The organism is Rhizobium sp. NPDC090275 (assembly GCF_044772225.1).
Lineage (GTDB): Bacteria > Pseudomonadota > Alphaproteobacteria > Rhizobiales > Rhizobiaceae > Rhizobium.
Genome location: NZ_JBIVYL010000007.1, coordinates 116,165 through 132,194 on the forward strand (window position 1 = coordinate 116,165; position 16,030 = coordinate 132,194).

Sequence of the window (16,030 nt, forward strand, 5' to 3'; positions counted from 1 at the left end):
TTCGTATGTTATAAGATCACATTAGGATGTGGAGGCCGCGATCGCCGATTTCACGTCGGTCTTTGAGAAGTCGTTGCCGATGTAGAGCAGCGGGCAATCGAACTCCTTGGCGGTGGCGTATGAGAAGCAATCGCCGAAGTTAAGATAGGCGGGGTGAAAGCCTTTGCCCCACGAGCGATAGGCGTTCGCTGCAAGTTCGGCGCGGATTGATGTCAGCTCGACGATCTCGGTGACCGATGTTTCGATGATATAGCGCATATCGGCTGAGATGCCTCGCCCTTCAGCCACGATCAACGCCTCCGTCACGGTTGCCGCCGACATCAGTATCTCCCGCTCTCGCTCCAGGATAGCTTGGCACTGTTCTGCGGCCGGCTCGCTCGCGATGAAGGCCATGAGTGCGGACGTGTCGACTACGATCACTTTGGCAGACCGTACTCATCATACAGAAAGTCCTGGCTGTGAGCGGCGTCGGGACCCGGGGGAAGATCCATCTTTCTGACGCGCTCCCTGACCTCATTGAAGATTCGTGACTTCTCTTCTGCGCTCAGGGGCTTTTTCAATGGTGTTATACGCGCGCTAGGACGACCATCCTGCGTCAACACGATCTCTTCGCCCTGATTGGCAAGGCGGACCAGTTCTGTCAGCTGACCCTCAGCCTCTTTCACGGAAATGCGCATGCGGGCCTCCTTGGTGAGCCACTGCGATTGCAATCAATATGATGAAAAGCACCGGCCGATACAAGCGGCCCGCTATGTCAGCGTGTCGACGTCGAAGGCGTCCACATCCTCCAGCAATTCCACCAGACCCTTCACCGCATGCGCGATCAGCGCCTCGCCTTTTTCGGCGGTCGCCTTGGCGGCGTTGCCGGCGACGCCTTTATCGTTGAGGTCGGACATTTTCCAGCCGAAGGCGTGCTGGCCGTAGGCACGCAGGTGCTTGTAGCGGGCGGCGAAGTCGGATTGGCGGGAGGGGAAGTTTTCGGCTTTCGACATGTCCACCTTGTCCGGGTGCAGCGCCAGCATCACCGAGGTCTCGATGTCGCCGCCGTGGATGTCGATCGCTTTCTCTTCCGGCGAGATCACGCCATCGGGCAGGCCGAAGCGGGTCCAGCTAGTGGCGACGGCCAGCATGTTGAAGCGCACGCGGGCTTCGGTGGCGACAACAGTCGTCAGCGGAGAATTGCCGCCATGGGCGTTGAGCATCACGAACTTGCGGATGCCCTGTTGCGACAGTTTTTCGGCTATGCCGAGCCAGCGTTCGATCGCCTCGCCGTAGGTCAGCGTTTGCGTTCCTGTCACATCCATATGCTCGATTGAGTAGCCGACTGATTCCGTCGGCAGGAAGGTCACGGGAAGCTTTTCAGGAAGCGCGGTTTTGAGCCTGCTAACGATGCCGTCGGCGATCAGCGTGTCGGTGTCGAAGGGAAGGTGGGGGCCGTGCTGTTCATGGGCGCCGAGCGGCAGGACAACGATGTGCCGCTCGCGCTCCGCACCAGAAAATTGCGGATCGTGGTCGTCGAACTCGGTCGCTGGCGCGTTCATCCGGCTAAGGCCTCTTGTTTATGACGAGATCATGCGCAATGTCATAACGCAACGATCTCAATGCTTAATGCATAAGCCTTTAAATCAAAATGGATTTGGAGGAAGGCTTAGGCGCCAAATGAAACTGTTGCCGTCCCTCACAACCTCGATTGGGGGCAGGGCGCGGCAAGATCAAAGGGACGGCAATGGGTAAGAAGCACAAGGACGGCAAGAAGCAGAAGTCGAAGAAGAAGGACCAGACCGAATATACGGTGGTCGATCTTTCGCCGGCTTTGACGCAGGCCGCCCGCTCGATGCGCACCGTGCTCTCCCGCAACCTTCTGGAGAGCGGGCTATATGCCGGGCAGGATGGCGTCATCACCTCTCTCGCCGAAAGCGACGGCATGACCGCCGGGGCGCTGGCGCACAAGCTCGGCGTCAAGGCGCCGACCATGACGCGCACGATCGGCCGCATGGAGGCGCAGGGCTTTCTCGAGCGCAAGGCCGATGCCGACGATGCGCGCCTTACCAAGGTCTACCTCACCGATCTCGGCCGCGGCAGCGTTGCTGCCATCGAGCAGGCCGCGACAGCCTGCGATCGCCTGGCGACGCTCGATTTTTCCGAGAAGGAAATCCGCAATCTGGTGCGGCTTCTGAAGGCGATCGACGGCAATCTGCAGGCCGATGCCATCATGCTCGAAGAGCCGGATGAAATCTGACGGTTTTGTGAAATTAGAAATTGCCTGCTCCGGTTTAATCTTTTAATTAAACATTTTAAGGACGCTCGGCTCATAGCTGGCCGGGTGCATATGTTCATCGCGCGTCACAGTCCTTCCGCGCGATCCGGGAGGCACAGTGGCGCAGAAGATCAAGCTTTCGACGATCGCCGAAACGCTCGGCATTTCCACCGCAACCGTATCATTGGCGCTCCGCGACAGCCCGCTGGTCGCCGGCGCCACCCGCGACAAGATCAAGGAACAGGCGCGCGCGCTCGGCTATATCTACAATCGCCGCGCGGCCAGCCTGCGCACCTCGCGCTCGGGCATCATCGGCGTCGTCGTGCACGACATCATGAACCCGTTCTACGGGGAAATCCTGAAGGCGATCGAAAGCGAGCTCGACCGCAGCCGACACACCTTCATTCTCTCCAATCACTACGATTCCGTCGAAAAGCAGCGCACCTTCATCGAGACGCTGCTGCAGCTCGGCGGCGATGGCGTCATCATGTCGCCGGCGATCGGCACGCCGCCGGAGGACATGCAGCTCGCCGAGGATAACGGCATGCCGGCAATTCTCGTTGCCCGCTCGATGGACGGATCGGAGCTGCCGACCTATCGCGGCGACGACAGCTACGGCATCTCGCTTGCCACCAATCATCTGATCGGCCTCGGCCATCGCTCGATCGCCATGATCGGCGGCACCGACCAGACCTCCACCGGCCGCGACCGCTACCAGGGCTATGTGAATGCGCTGCGCAAGGCGGAGATCGAGGTCGATCCCGGCCTGCGCATTCCGGGCCCCCGCTCGATGCAGGGCGGCTTCGAGGCGGCGGTCCACTTCCTGTCCCTGCCGCAGAAACCGACGGCCGCCGTCTGCTGGAACGATCTGGTCGCCATCGGCCTGATGAACGGCATCGCCCGCGCCGGTCTCGTCCCCGGCACCGACATTTCCGTAACCGGTTATGACGACCTCGAGGAGGCGTCGATCTCGATGCCGGCGCTGACAACCGTGTGGAACGGCCAGGCCGAAGTCGGCCGGCTTGCCGCCCGGGCGCTTCTCGATCGCCTCGCCGGCAGCCACGAACCCGACGGCATCCATCTCATCAAGCCCGAGATGCGCATCCGCCAATCGACCAGCCCCTTCCGGCCCCGGTCATAATCCCCGCCCTTCATCCCAAGTCATCAAGGGCGCGCGACAAATCGAAGAGGAAAAGCAATGTCCCGTACCGCTGTTCTCGTTCCGGGGAAAATGCACGAGCGCGCTCTGGCGCGCCTGAAGGAAGGCTTTGACGTCATCGAGGCTGACGCCAAGTCGCTCGATGCGCAGACCGCAGGCCGTATTCGCGGCGTCGCCGTATCCGGTACCTTCTCCGCCGCCGATATCGATGCGCTGCCCAATCTGGAGCTGATCTCCAGCTTCGGCGTCGGCTATGACAATGTCGATGCCAGGCATGCCGCGACCAAGGGTATCGTCGTCACGAATACCCCCGATGTCCTCAACGACGAAGTGGCCGACACCGCGATCGGGCTGCTGCTCAACACCATCCGCGAATTTCCGCGCGCCGAAAACTGGCTGCGCGCCGGCAACTGGAAGCCGGGGCAGAGCTATCCGCTGTCGCGTTTCTCGCTGAAGGGCCGCCATGTCGGCTTCTACGGTCTCGGCCGCATCGGTCAGGAGATCGCCAAGCGGCTGGAGCCGTTCAAGGTGAAGATCAGCTACCACACGCGCACGCGCAACGAGGCGCTGCCCTATGATCACTATCCGACGCTGGAAGGTCTCGCTGAAGCCGTCGATACGATGATCGCGATCGTCCCGAAGACGCCGCAGACGCACAAGACCGTCAATGCCGATATCCTGAAGGCGCTCGGGCCGGATGGCGTGTTCATCAATGTCGGGCGCGGCTGGACCGTCGATGAGGATGCGCTGATCGAGGCGCTGTCCTCGGGTGCCTTGGGTGCTGCCGGTCTCGATGTGTTCTACGACGAACCGAACGTTCCAGCGGCGCTGATGGCGCTGCCGAACGCCGTGCTGTTGCCGCACATCGCCTCCGGCTCGGTTCCGACCCGCAATGCGATGGCTGATCTGGTGGTCGACAATCTGGTTGGGTGGTCCGATGCGCGCAAGCCGCTGACGCCGGTGGCTGAGACGCCCGTCAAGGGGTGATGGGTTTGAAGGGGTGCTTTGCTCTGTGGCTGCGCTCTTGCTTCGATCCACTCCCGTTGCATTCTTGGATGCGTGCTTAGATCCTCGGGACGAGCCCGAGGATGACGGCGGAGTGAGTGGGTGGCGCCCGTAACCTATTGAAGTAATGGGGAAAACATCCTCTCGACGTCATCCTCGGGCTCGTCCCGAGGATCTGCGCACGGTCCCACTTGCTCGACTTTCATGGACAGTTGGCGCTAGGATGCAACGCACGAGATCATGCGAGAGGGAGCTGAGGTGGCGGATAGTTCGAGTGAGACGCAGCGCAAGCTGACGACGATCTTTTCAGCGGATGTGCAGGACTATACGCGGCTGATGGGCGCCGACGAGGAGGGGACGCTCGATACGCTGAAGCGGTATCGCGACCGGATGTCGAGGCTGATCGAGGCGCATGGCGGACGGGTGGTCAATACCTGGGGCGACGGGTTGATCGCCGAGTTTCCGAGCGTGGTCGAGGCGGTGCGCGCCGCCGTCGACGTGCAGAACGAGCTCGCGGGGTTGAACGCAGCCCGGCCGGCCGATGGCCGCATGCTGTTTCGCATCGGCATCAATCTTGGCGACGTGATCGTCGAGGGCAGCGATATCTATGGCGACGGCGTCAATATCGCCGCGCGGCTGCAGGCGCAGGCGCCGGCCGGTGGCGTGGTGATCTCGAACACGGTTTACGATCAGGTGCGCAACAAGGTGGCGGTAGGGTTCGATTTTCTCGGGCCGCTGACGGTGAAGAATGTTGCCGAGGCGGTGCCGAGCTATGCCGTCAGGATCGGGGAAGGGGATGCGGCGCGGGCGACTGGGGGTGATGCGCATGCCGCTGGGTCGCCGTCGGGCGCTGCGGCTCAATCGACGGGGCCGGGGCCGTCGGCTGGTGGGCGAGGGGGGCTGGTGGCCGGCGTGTTGTCAGGTCAGAACGCGGGGCAATCGCCGGATCAGCGGCGCAACCTTGCTGTGCTTGGCGTCATCGCGGTCGCGCTTGTCGTCATCAACACGCTCACATGGCACGGCGTCTTCTGGGCCGCTTGGCCGCTGTTGGCGCTGGCCTATGTCGCGGCGATGCGTTGGGCGCATCTGCAGGATCGGTTCGATGCGCGGCTCGTGGCGCTTGCCATCTCGGCGCTCGGGCTGATCGGCATCAACCTTCTCTCCTGGCACGGCACCTTCTGGGCGATCTGGCCGCTTCTCGCCATCGCCGTCGTGGGCGGTCTGCGCTGGGCGCGGCGAGGTTAAAACCTACGCCACCACCTTCGTAGCCTTGGCAGGCAGCTTGGTCGCGGCATAGTCGCGGACGGCGTCGCCGAAGGCGGTGAAGAGCTGGTTGGAGGGCTTGTCGGTCTCGGCCCAGTATTCGGGATGCCATTGGACGCCGACGGCAAAGGCCTTGGCGTCGATGACGGAGACGGCTTCGACCGTGCCGTCCTCGGCCACCGCTTCCACGGCAAGGCGGGGCGCCGTCTCGGCGATCGCCTGGCGGTGCAGCGAGTTCACCTTGATCTCGCCGGCGCCGACGATGCCTGCGATGCAGGAGCCTTCCCTGACATGCACGTTCTGGCGGATGGCGTACATGCCGTCGCGGTCGACATTATCGGGCTTGCGGTGGTCCCAGATGCCGGGTTGGTCCTGGATCTCGCTGGCGAGCGTGCCGCCGAGCGCGACGTTCAGTTCCTGGATACCGCGGCAGATGGCGAGCAGCGGAATGGCGCGGTCGATGGCGCGGCGGATGAGCGGCAGCGAGGTGGCGTCGCGGGCGGGGTCGAAGGGGCCGTCGGCTTCGGTCGCTTCTTTGCCGTAGCGCGCGGGGTGGACGTTGCTGGCCGAGCCGGAGACGAGGACGCCGTCGACGCGGTCGAGAATGGCGTCGATGTCGTAGCCTTCCTCGAAGGCCGGGATGATGAAGGCCATGACGCCGGAGGCATTCAGCGCGGCACGGACATATTGGTGCTGCACGGCATGCCAGGTGGCGCCGTCAAAGCTGCGGATATCGGCGGGAACGGCGACGATGGGCTTGGTCATTGTCTATCCTGAGGGCGATCATCTCTTGCCAAAGAGAGAAACCAGAACGGCTTTCCTGTCAACGTGTGCCTGATGTGCCCGGCCAAATTGCGGCAAGGCCATGTGCCGGCCTCGCTCCATCCATGACTAAGCCGCTGATTCCGATCGAAATGCGCTACTCGCCATATTGGTGTCGTGATCCCAAAGACTAATAGGCCGGCGCTTGAATCACCTGCGTCCGCATGCTTAGCTTCCCTCGTTCCGCGGGTGGGGAGAGTTTGGCCCCGCAGAACCAACAATGGGAGGTTTTTGATGGATCGTCGTTCATTCTTCAAGAAGGCAGGAACAGCGGGCGTCGGCGCCGTTGCTGCCTCGGCTCTGGCGGCACCCGCCATCGCCCAGGAAAATCCGAAGATCGCCTGGCGCATGACATCGTCGTTTCCGAAGAGCCTGGACACGATCTATGGCGCGGCCGACGATATCGCCAAGCATCTGGCCGCATCGACCGACGGCAATTTCACCATCCAGCCCTTTGCCGCCGGCGAGATCATTCCCGGCCTGCAGGCGGCCGATGCCGTCAGCGCCGGAACGGTGGAAGCGGCGCACACCTGCTCCTATTACTTCGTCGGCAAGGACCCGACCTACGCGATCGGCACCGCCATTCCCTTCGGGCTTAACGGGCGCCTCACCAATGCCTGGTTCTACGAGGGCAACGGCAACACGCTGATGAACGAATTCTACGCCACGCAGGGCATTTACGGCCTGCCGGCGGGCAATACCGGCGCCCAGATGGGCGGCTGGTTCCGCAAGGAAATCAATACGCTGGATGATCTGAAGGGCGTGAAGATGCGCATCGCCGGCCTCGCCGGCCAGGTGATCAGCAAGCTCGGCGTCATCCCGCAGCAGATCGCCGGCGGCGACATCTATCCGGCGCTGGAAAAGGGCACGATCGACGCTTCCGAGTTCGTCGGCCCATACGACGACCTGAAGCTCGGACTGCACAAGGTCGCGAAGTATTACTACTATCCCGGCTGGTGGGAGGGTGGCCCGACGGTGCATGCCTTCTTCAACCTGGAAAAGTGGAACAGCCTGCCGAAGCACTACCAGGCGGCACTCACCGATGCCTGCGCCTTCGCCAATACCAACATGATGGCGAAGTACGACATGAAGAACCCGCCGGCGCTGAAGCAGCTAGTCTCCGAGGGCGCGACGCTCAGGCCCTTCAGCCAGGAAATCATGGAAGCCTGCTTCCAGGCATCGCTTGGGATCTATGCGGAGATTTCGGCGTCCAATCCCTACTTCAAGAAGATCTACGAGGATCAGACGGCGTTCAAGCGCGATGCGTATCTGTGGATGCAGCTGTCGGAATATACGTTCGATACGTTCATGATGATCCAGCAGCGGGCTGGGAAGATCTGAGGGTTTTGCTCTAAAGAAAGACCCCGCCCCAAACCCCTCCCCACAAGGGGGAGGGGCTTAACTCGTTGCGCCCTTCTCGCCCACCATTAGCCCCCTTTTTTGCCAAGGCGTTGAGCCCAGGTTAGCCCCTCCCCCTTGTGGGGAGGGGTTGGGGAGGGGACTTCCTTACTGCCCTACTTGATCACCGGCGGCTGGCTCAAATCCGGCTGCGCAGGTTTCACCTGCGCCGGCGGCTGTCCCGGCAAGCCGTTCATCGGCGGCAGCGCCAGGCCCGGCATTCCGGGTGGAGTGCCAAGCCCGTTGCCGCCAAAGCCGGGGACCTCGATCTTGATAGAATTCAGGTCCACCTCCGGCCCCTTCTTCAGCCAGTAGGTTACCGATTGCGGCCAGAAGATCACGATGGCAACCAGGATGAGCTGCATGCCGACCCAGGGCAGGGCGCCCATGTAGATATCGGAGGTCTTGACGCTGCGGTCGGCGATCGAGCGCAGATAGAAGAGCGCGAAGCCGAAGGGCGGGTGCATGAAGCTCGTCTGCATGTTGACGCAGATCAGCACGCCAAACCAGATCAGGTCGATGCCGAGTGCGGAGGCGACCGGGGCCAGCATCGGGATGACGATGAAGGCGATCTCGAAGAAATCGAGGAAGAAGGCCAGCACGAAGATGAAGATGTTGACGAAGATCAGGAAGCCCACCGGGCCGCCGGGGATGCCGGATAGCATGTGCTCGATCCAGCGCGAGCCGTCCATGCCCTGGAAGACGAGGCTGAAGCAGGTGGAGCCGATGAGGATCATCACCACCATGGACGTGATGTGCATGGTGGAGCGCATCGCCTCCTGCATCAGCGGCCAGGTCAGGCGGCGGTGCATGGCGGCCAGCGCCATGGCGCCGACGACGCCGAGCGCGCCGGCTTCGGTGGGAGTCGCAAGACCCATGAAGATGGTGCCGAGGACGAGGAAGATCAGCACGATCGAGGGCACCATCCCCGACAACACCTTGAAGAGCAGCGCCCAGGTGAAATCGCCGCGCACTTCCTTGGGGAGCGGCGGCACGGAGGCGGGTTTTACGATCGACAGGATCAGGATGTAGATCATGAAGATCGCCACCTGCAGGATCGAGGGGCCGATGGCGCCGAGATACATGTCGCCCACCGACTTGCCGAGCTGGTCGGCGAGCACGACGAGGACGAGCGAGGGCGGGATGACCTGGGTGATGGTGCCGGATGCGGCAATCACGCCGGTGGCGAGCCGCGGGCTATAGCCGTATCGCAGCATGATGGGCAGCGAGATAACGCCCATTGTGATGACGGAGGCTGCGACCGTTCCGGTGATGGCGCCGAGCACCGCGCCGACGAGGATGACCGCATAGGCAAGGCCGCCGGGGATGCGGCCGAAGAGCTTGCCCATGCCCTCGAGCAGATCTTCCGCCAGGCCGCAGCGCTCCAGGATGGCGCCCATGAAGGTGAAGAAGGGGATGGCGAGCAGCAGATCGTTGGAGACGATGCCGAAGAAGCGCAGCGGCAGCGCCTGCAGGAAGGCCTCACTGAAATGGCCGGTGGCGACGCCGATGATGCCGAAGAACAGGCCGACGGCGGCCAGCGAGAAGGCGACCGGGAAACCGTAGAGCATGAACAGGACCATGCCCACGAACATGGCCGGCGGAATGATGCCGAAGTCGAACAATGGCTTTCCTCCCGGTCGCGGTTACTGCAGCGGCTTTTCGTATTTGGTCTCGACGACCAAATGACCTGTCAGCGCGGCGATGCGCTTGATCAGCTCGGAGAGACCCTGCAGCGTCAAAAGGCCGAAGCCGGCGACCAGGATGAGCTTGACCGGCCAGCGGATCAGGCCGCCGGCATTGGAGGAGACCTCGTGCTGGACATAGGAGAGCCAGAAGAAGGGCCAGCAGAGCCATGTGAGGAAGATGCAGGCCGGAAGCAGGAAGACGATCAGCCCGATCGTGTCGATCCACAGACGCGCCCGGTCCGACACCGAGCCATAGATCAGGTCGACGCGGACATGTTCATTCATTCTGAGCGTATGGGCCGCACCGAGCACGACGACGAAGGCGAAGAGATACCACTGGATCTCGAGCCAGCCGTTGGAGCTGTAATTGAAGGTGTAGCGAATCAGCGCGTTGGCGGCGCTGATCAGGCAACAGAACAGCACCATATATTCGGACAGCTTGCCCATGAACTGGCTGACAGCATCGATCAGCCGGCTGGCGGCTAGAAAAACCGGCATGCCTTTCCCCCTCCTATTTCATGGGTTTTACCCCATGCTCTCCCACCTCAAGTGGTAGATCAGGGACCCTGAAATTGGAAGCGGAAAGCCCGGATGTTGGATTATAGTCTTATATCGCGGGCGATCGAGGGCGGACCGCCAGCCGCACTTGCCGGCGAGGGTGATAACAACTTGTGGATGGACCGCCTTATTGTGAAACATCCCCGTGAAGCTGCAAAAACAGCAAATTCCCAAGGTTGTTCTTGTTAAGGTTGTAGAAAAATCCACCAAATGTATGGGTGCCCTGAAATCAATTTTTAAAGGGTTGGCGGTAGGGTGCTGCGGTACAGGGAAAATATTGGATGAAGCCAGATAGCCCGAGCAGGGTCCCTACGGATGTATATCTCTCGTTTGTGAGTTCCCTTTCGGGAAACCGCATGACGTTGCTCGCCGGTGTCATCGTTCACATCGCGACCTGCCTGGCCATTGCCTTCAAGACCGGCACCACCCTCTATCTATGGCTTGCCGCAGGCTTTCTCCTCGTCTTCTGCGCACGCATGATCATTTTCCGCCAGTTCGACCGCGTCGACAAGCAGACGCTGTCGCATGCCGGCATCGAGCATTGGGAGCGGATACTTGTCGCGGGGGCGGCCTGCACGACGACGCTGCTCGGCATCTGCAGCGGCTATGCGATCTTCATGGTGCACGACAGCTTCTCGGAGCTTGCCAGCATCTCGGTGACGATGGCGACCATGGTTTCCGTCGTCGGGCGCAACTACGGGTCGCGCATGGCGGTCGACCTGCAGACCTTCTCCTGCTGCCTGCCGATGATCATCTGCAGCCTGATGGCGATGGATTTCTATCGCGGCATCCTGTCCATTTTCCTCATTCCCTTCTGGCTGACCACCCGGGCGATGGCCAACGGCGTGCGCGAGTTCCTCTATGAGAACGTCATCGCGCGGCGCGAGATCACCTCGATCGCCGACCGGTTCGATACGGCGCTCAACAACATGCCGCACGGGCTCGTCATGGTGGACGCGGAAAACCGCATCCAGGTGGTGAACCGCAAGGCATGCGAACTCCTGAAGATCGGTGCGCCGGACCGGTTGAAGGACCGCGATCTCGGTGCCGTGCTGCGCTATGGCGCGCGCTACAATTTCATGGATTCCTCGCAGCCTGAGCTTATCCTGCGGCAGATGACACATGTCGCCGAGGGCAAGCTGTCGCGCATGCTCATCCATTTTCCGGAAGACCTGTCGCTCGAGTTCTCCGCCAGCCGCCGCGCCGATGGCGGCGCCGTGCTGATCTTCGAGGACGTGTCGAGCCGCGTGAAGGCCGAGCAGAAGATCCTGCACATGGTGCGCTACGACGCGCTGACGGGCCTGCCGAACCGCGAATATTTCAGCCACCTCGTCCAGGATTACCTGAACAAGCATCCGAAGAAGCGTGGCCCGCTCGGCTTCATGGTTCTCGACATCGACGAGTTCAAGCATGTCAACGACATGCGCGGCCACATCACCGGCGACCGGCTGCTCTGCGCCATCGCCAACCGCATCGAGGAGCGCTCGCGCAAGGCGATCGTCGGCCGCCTGATGGGCGACCAGTTCATCCTGTTCTTCCCGCATGCCAAGGATGCGGAAGCAATGGATGCGGAGATCCGCCGCGTTCATGCCGAAATCCAGGGGAACTACGAGGCAGACGACGTCACCTTCCTGGTGTCGCTCTCGGCCGGTTTCGCCATCCTCGAAAGCGATGCCTTCGCGATGGACGAATGGAGCATCAAGGCGGATCTGGCGCTGTTCGAGAGCAAGTCCAAGGAGCGCGGCGGCATTTCCGGCTTCGAGCGCGAGATGGACGGCCGCTATATCGAAAAGCAGAAGCTGAAGGCGGACCTGCGCGACGCGGTGGCTGCCGGCGGGCTTAACATCGCCTACCAGCCGATGTTCAAGGCCGACGGCTCGCGCATCGAATGCGCCGAGGCGCTGGCGCGCTGGGTGCATCCGGAGAAGGGGGCCATCCCGCCGGATGTGTTCATTCGCCTTGCCGAGGACATGGGCATCATCTCCGACATCACGCGCTTCATCCTGATGAAGGCCTGCATGGACTGCATGACGTGGCCGGATCACATCGCGGTCTCCGTCAACCTTTCGGCGCGTGACCTGCGCGACAACGATATTCTCGCCGTCGTCTCGCAGGCGCTGAAGAATTCCGGCCTGAGCCCCGATCGGTTGCACCTCGAAATCACCGAGAGCTGCCTGATCGACGAGCCCGCGGCGGTACGCGCGATCCTGGCGGAGCTGCGCAACAGCGGCATCACCATCGCCATCGACGATTTCGGCACCGGCTTCTCCAGCCTGAGCTATCTCGATACGCTGCCGCTCGACATCATCAAGATCGACCGCTCGTTCCTGCGCAATATCGTGGAGGACGGCCGCCGCTTGAAGCTTCTGCGCGGGACGGTCAACCTTGCCCGCGAACTCGGGCTCAAGATCGTCACCGAAGGTGTCGAGACCACCGAGCAGCTGGCGTTGCTCAACAAGTACCGCGCGACCGATCTCGTCCAGGGCTACGTCTTCTCGCCGCCGGTGCCGTCGCAGAACATCGCGCTGCTGCAGGAGGCGATTGGCCGCCGTACGCCGGTGCCGCGCCGCCGCAACAACGTCGCCTGATCGTTCATCTCACCACTTCTGATCGCCGCTGACGCCGTCCGCTTTGCAACCGGGCGGCTTTTAGCTGTTTCTTAATGATTGCGGCACGTTAACCTTAACAACTTAAATACGATTAAATTTATCTTAAAATCTTGCGTTCCGGGCCGTAATCGTATGATTAATAAGCCGTTAACGAACGGACGGACAAAATGTCAGGATCACATTCCAACGTAAGTGATTTCAGCCGCAAGATTCTTGAAGTTCTCGATAATGTCGAATACCGCCGCGTTGAAAGCAACGAGGACCTGGCACAGGTGGAACGCCTGCGCTACAAGGCCTACAAGGCGCACGACGTGCTGGCGCTGGCTCCCAAGGGCCTGCTCGACGACAGCGATTTCGACAGCCATGCCTATGTTTTCGGACTGTACTATTATGGCGAGATGGTGAGCACCGTCCGGATCCATTATGTGACACCCGACCATCGCCTCAGCCAATCGGGCGGGGCGTTCCCCTGGGCGATGGATGCGATGCTCGATGCAGGGCTGACGCTGATCGACCCGGCACGCTTCGCCGCCGATCCCGAGATGACGGCGGACCTCTCCTGGATCCCCTATCTCACGCTGCGCCCCTCGATCGTTGCCGCGGCCTATTTCCGCGCCAGCCGGGTGCTGCAGTTCTGCCGGCCGCCGCATGCCGCCTTCTACAAGCGCGTCTTCTACGCCGACACCATTGTGCCCGGCCAGCTGGCGAAGAACTACGGCATCGACATGACGCTGATGGCGACCAACGTGATCGAGGTCGGGCGCAAGCTTTTGACCCGCTATCCGTTCTTCATCTCCAGCGCCAGCGAACAGCGGATGATGTTCTCGCGCAACCCGAACGACACGCTGCCGCCACTGACCATCATTCCGACGGCGCGCTTCGTGCCCGAGGGCCAGTTCGGCACCGATCTGCCGCTCTAAGCAGTTAAGCACGATGCATGGGAAAGCCGCGTGGCCGCGGCATTCTCATGCATTGCGCTTTTGAAGGCTTTGTGCAATTCCTCTAGCGGGACATTTGCGCGTGGGAGCGCGTGGATGAGAAAGTCATGCGGCCGCATCTTGATGCGGGCCGGGGTTTCAGGGAGATGACAAGCATGGCCGAGCACAATACCGGACCCGCCGAAGTCGGCGCGCCGATGGACTATCCAGCGCACGAGCAGACCTACAACATGTTTCTGGCGGCCGCGAAGTTCGGCACGCTGTTTCTGATCGCGCTGCTGCTCGGCATGACCGCCGGCTTCTTCGCCGGCGCCGGCCTGCTCGGCGGCATCGTGGTGCTGCTGATCGTGTTCATCGCCGGCCTCGTGCTGCTGCGCTAAGCGCGGCCGGCCGGCGACTTCAAGAGAGCTTAAAGTGATGGATCCGGGTGGGTAACCGCCCGGATTTCGTTCATGCGCGTGTAGCGGGGGGATTGCTTCAGTCGCGCTGCAGCACGCGGCGCGGCGCCGTCAGTTCCCAGCGCAGACCTTCCGGGCGGAAGTCGACATGGACGCTGCCGCTGAAGGCGGCGGCGGCGTGGTTCTTGATGACAGTCGTGCCGAAGCCGGAGCGCTCGGGTGCTGTGACAGGCGGGCCGTTGCGCTCGTCCCAGACGACGCGGAGCATCTCCTCGGTGTGCTCGTCTTCCTGGATGCTCTGCCAATAGAGCCGGACGCGGCCCTGGGGGACGGAGAGCGCGCCGTACTTGATCGAGTTGGTGGCGAGCTCATGCAGGGTGAGGCCGAGGTTCTGCACGGCCTCGGGCTTCAACATGAAATCGGTGCCGGTCACCTCGATCTGCTGCAGGGCGTGCGGGAAGGCTTCGAGGTGGATGTCGATGACGCGGCGCAGCGACGCGCCGGCCCATTGCTCGCTGGTCAGAAGCTGGATCGAGCGCGCCAGCCCCTCGAGGCGGTCGGCGACGCCTGCCTGGTATTCCTCGACCGAGCTCGCCTGTCGGGCGATCTGGCGCATCATCGCCTGGGCGAGCGCAAGCAGGTTCTTGGTGCGGTGGACGAGCTCGTTCATGACGAAATGCAGCCGGTCTTCCGTCTGGCTGCGGTCGAAGGAGGCGTTGGAGAGGGCCACGGCCACGCGGTTGGCCTCGATCACGCTGGTTTCGATCGGCGCTACGATATGGCCTTCGCCCATGCGGTTGGCCATATCGGCGATGGCGCGGATGGTGGTGCGCACCTGCCGGGCGACGATGTAGGCGCCGAAGATGGCGACCAGAAGCAGCGCGATGCCGCCGATGATCAGGAAGCGCCATGTCGTGAGGATCGAGGCCTGGGCGGTGGCGACCGGCCCCCAGACCACGGCCTTCCACGACCAGCCGGGGATCTGCGCATAGCCGAGCAGGGCTTTCGGCATGACGACGCTGTCTTCGTACACACCGCTCGAATTGATGAGTTCGGGGAGGATGCGCGGATCGAAAGGCTTGCCGAAGGCGAGGCTGGTGGCCCCCGCCGAGGCGACGACGTGGCCGCTCTGGTCCAGGATCGCCGCCGACCAATCGGCCGCCAATCCCTCCGTCGAGACCAGCTTCGCAAGGTCCTTGGCATTCTGCGTGACGATCAGGGCCGCGACGTCGCCGACATTAACCGGCATGGCGACGTTGTAGACCCACTCGCCGCTGGTACGGCCCATGAAGACGTCGGATGCCTCGATGCGGCCGGAGCGCAGGACCGATTCGACGGATGGGATGTTGGCCACCTTGCCGAGCGGCGTACCGTAATCGACGCGGGTGTTCAGCAGGAGCTGGCCCGATTTGTCCACTGCCAGCACGTAGAGCGTATCGGCGCGCATCGCGGTTTCGGTGCGGTTATGGAAGGCCGCAAAATCGTCGTGCTCGAGTTCTGGCGAGGTCGAGAGCAGTCTGAGCGTTGTCGCCATGTCCTGCAGCTGGCGATCGACGGTGCGGGCAAGGGCGGTCGCGTCCTGCGCGGTCTCGCGCTTCAGGATCGAACGCTGGCTGTCTTCCAGCTGGCCGAGCAGCAGCGCCACCAGCGCGAAAATGGGGAGCGCCACGGCAACAGCCATCGCGATCAGGTAGGTACCGATCGATGCCTTGGGGAAGAAACGCAGGCTACGCTTCATCGGCACTGGCACCGCCTGACGCGTGAGAAGACGGCCGCGGACACAGGTTTCCAACAGGTAACAGCAGAGACTTCAATCACGATATCCGCCCTCAACGCGCTATCACATTCCCGATAGCCTGCTATCGAACGTGTCGCATGTTAGGGGCAGGGGGGATCGCTTGCAACACACTAAAACATACCCGAAGGCATTTCTCG

Annotated in this window: 15 protein-coding genes; 8 read left to right on the forward strand and 7 right to left on the reverse strand. The window is 62.2% G+C overall.

Going from position 1 to position 16,030, the window contains the following annotated elements:
- Window positions 1-21: 21 nt before the first annotated feature.
- The 3 genes from ACIQUB_RS18765 to ACIQUB_RS18775 all read right to left on the reverse strand — a co-directional run bounded on the left by ACIQUB_RS18765 (window position 22) and on the right by ACIQUB_RS18775 (window position 1,541).
- Window positions 22-420 carry a type II toxin-antitoxin system VapC family toxin gene (locus tag ACIQUB_RS18765; RefSeq protein ID WP_113239382.1) on the reverse strand — a complete coding sequence of 133 codons (399 nt, stop codon included), beginning with the start codon at window positions 418-420 and terminating at the stop codon, window positions 22-24.
- Window positions 417-677 carry a type II toxin-antitoxin system Phd/YefM family antitoxin gene (locus ACIQUB_RS18770; protein WP_018901933.1) on the reverse strand — a complete coding sequence of 87 codons (261 nt, stop codon included), beginning with the start codon at window positions 675-677 and terminating at the stop codon, window positions 417-419. Before ACIQUB_RS18770 ends, ACIQUB_RS18765 begins: the two co-directional genes overlap by 4 nt.
- Before the next feature lie 72 nt (window positions 678-749).
- Entirely contained in the window at window positions 750-1,541 is a 792-nt protein-coding gene (locus ACIQUB_RS18775) for a creatininase family protein (protein ID WP_113239381.1), read from the reverse strand.
- Window positions 1,542-1,726: 185 nt separating this feature from the next.
- On the opposite strand from ACIQUB_RS18775, the gene ACIQUB_RS18780 reads away from it, so the two are divergent.
- The 4 genes from ACIQUB_RS18780 to ACIQUB_RS18795 all read left to right on the forward strand — a co-directional run bounded on the left by ACIQUB_RS18780 (window position 1,727) and on the right by ACIQUB_RS18795 (window position 5,666).
- Entirely contained in the window at window positions 1,727-2,239 is a 513-nt protein-coding gene (locus ACIQUB_RS18780; RefSeq protein ID WP_113239379.1) for a MarR family winged helix-turn-helix transcriptional regulator, read from the forward strand.
- A 136-nt stretch (window positions 2,240-2,375) separates the two neighbouring features.
- On the forward strand, window positions 2,376-3,398 hold the full coding sequence (locus tag ACIQUB_RS18785; protein WP_018901930.1) for a LacI family DNA-binding transcriptional regulator: 1,023 nt from the start codon (window positions 2,376-2,378) through the stop codon (window positions 3,396-3,398).
- A 57-nt stretch (window positions 3,399-3,455) separates the two neighbouring features.
- The gene (locus ACIQUB_RS18790) at window positions 3,456-4,403 is read left to right on the forward strand and encodes a 2-hydroxyacid dehydrogenase (protein ID WP_113239378.1); all 948 of its coding nucleotides are present in this window, start codon (window positions 3,456-3,458) and stop codon (window positions 4,401-4,403) included.
- A 258-nt stretch (window positions 4,404-4,661) separates the two neighbouring features.
- Complete coding sequence (locus ACIQUB_RS18795; RefSeq protein WP_402931297.1) at window positions 4,662-5,666, forward strand: adenylate/guanylate cyclase domain-containing protein; 1,005 nt, start codon at window positions 4,662-4,664, stop codon at window positions 5,664-5,666.
- 3 nt (window positions 5,667-5,669) lie between these two features.
- Here the strand turns inward: ACIQUB_RS18795 and ACIQUB_RS18800 are convergent, their stop codons facing one another.
- Window positions 5,670-6,449, reverse strand: a complete 780-nt coding sequence (locus ACIQUB_RS18800; protein ID WP_113239847.1) for a gamma-glutamyl-gamma-aminobutyrate hydrolase family protein — start codon at window positions 6,447-6,449, stop codon at window positions 5,670-5,672.
- 291 nt (window positions 6,450-6,740) lie between these two features.
- Here ACIQUB_RS18800 and ACIQUB_RS18805 point away from each other — a divergent pair, with 291 nt between their 5' ends.
- Window positions 6,741-7,847: a TRAP transporter substrate-binding protein gene (locus ACIQUB_RS18805; protein ID WP_018901926.1), complete on the forward strand. Its 1,107-nt coding sequence runs from the start codon at window positions 6,741-6,743 to the stop codon at window positions 7,845-7,847.
- Between the two features lie 173 nt (window positions 7,848-8,020).
- Here the strand turns inward: ACIQUB_RS18805 and ACIQUB_RS18810 are convergent, their stop codons facing one another.
- Together ACIQUB_RS18810 and ACIQUB_RS18815 are read right to left on the reverse strand one after the other, a co-directional pair.
- On the reverse strand, window positions 8,021-9,529 hold the full coding sequence (locus ACIQUB_RS18810; protein WP_113237472.1) for a TRAP transporter large permease subunit: 1,509 nt from the start codon (window positions 9,527-9,529) through the stop codon (window positions 8,021-8,023).
- A 21-nt stretch (window positions 9,530-9,550) separates the two neighbouring features.
- Window positions 9,551-10,090, reverse strand: coding sequence for a TRAP transporter small permease subunit (locus tag ACIQUB_RS18815; protein ID WP_018899834.1), 540 nt, complete (start codon window positions 10,088-10,090; stop codon window positions 9,551-9,553).
- A 341-nt stretch (window positions 10,091-10,431) separates the two neighbouring features.
- Between ACIQUB_RS18815 and ACIQUB_RS18820 the strand changes: the two genes are divergently transcribed.
- The 3 genes from ACIQUB_RS18820 (at window position 10,432) to ACIQUB_RS18830 (ending at window position 14,077) form a co-directional block, all read left to right on the forward strand.
- Window positions 10,432-12,738, forward strand: a complete 2,307-nt coding sequence (locus tag ACIQUB_RS18820; protein ID WP_113237473.1) for an EAL domain-containing protein — start codon at window positions 10,432-10,434, stop codon at window positions 12,736-12,738.
- A gap of 188 nt (window positions 12,739-12,926) precedes the next feature.
- Complete coding sequence (locus tag ACIQUB_RS18825; protein ID WP_112823385.1) at window positions 12,927-13,679, forward strand: N-acyl amino acid synthase FeeM domain-containing protein; 753 nt, start codon at window positions 12,927-12,929, stop codon at window positions 13,677-13,679.
- 173 nt (window positions 13,680-13,852) lie between these two features.
- Window positions 13,853-14,077: an aa3-type cytochrome c oxidase subunit IV gene (locus tag ACIQUB_RS18830; RefSeq protein WP_018899831.1), complete on the forward strand. Its 225-nt coding sequence runs from the start codon at window positions 13,853-13,855 to the stop codon at window positions 14,075-14,077.
- Window positions 14,078-14,174: 97 nt separating this feature from the next.
- Here the strand turns inward: ACIQUB_RS18830 and ACIQUB_RS18835 are convergent, their stop codons facing one another.
- Window positions 14,175-15,833 (reverse strand): sensor histidine kinase, encoded by a 1,659-nt coding sequence (locus tag ACIQUB_RS18835; RefSeq protein WP_402931500.1) that lies wholly within the window; start codon window positions 15,831-15,833, stop codon window positions 14,175-14,177.
- Window positions 15,834-16,030: the final 197 nt, after the last annotated feature.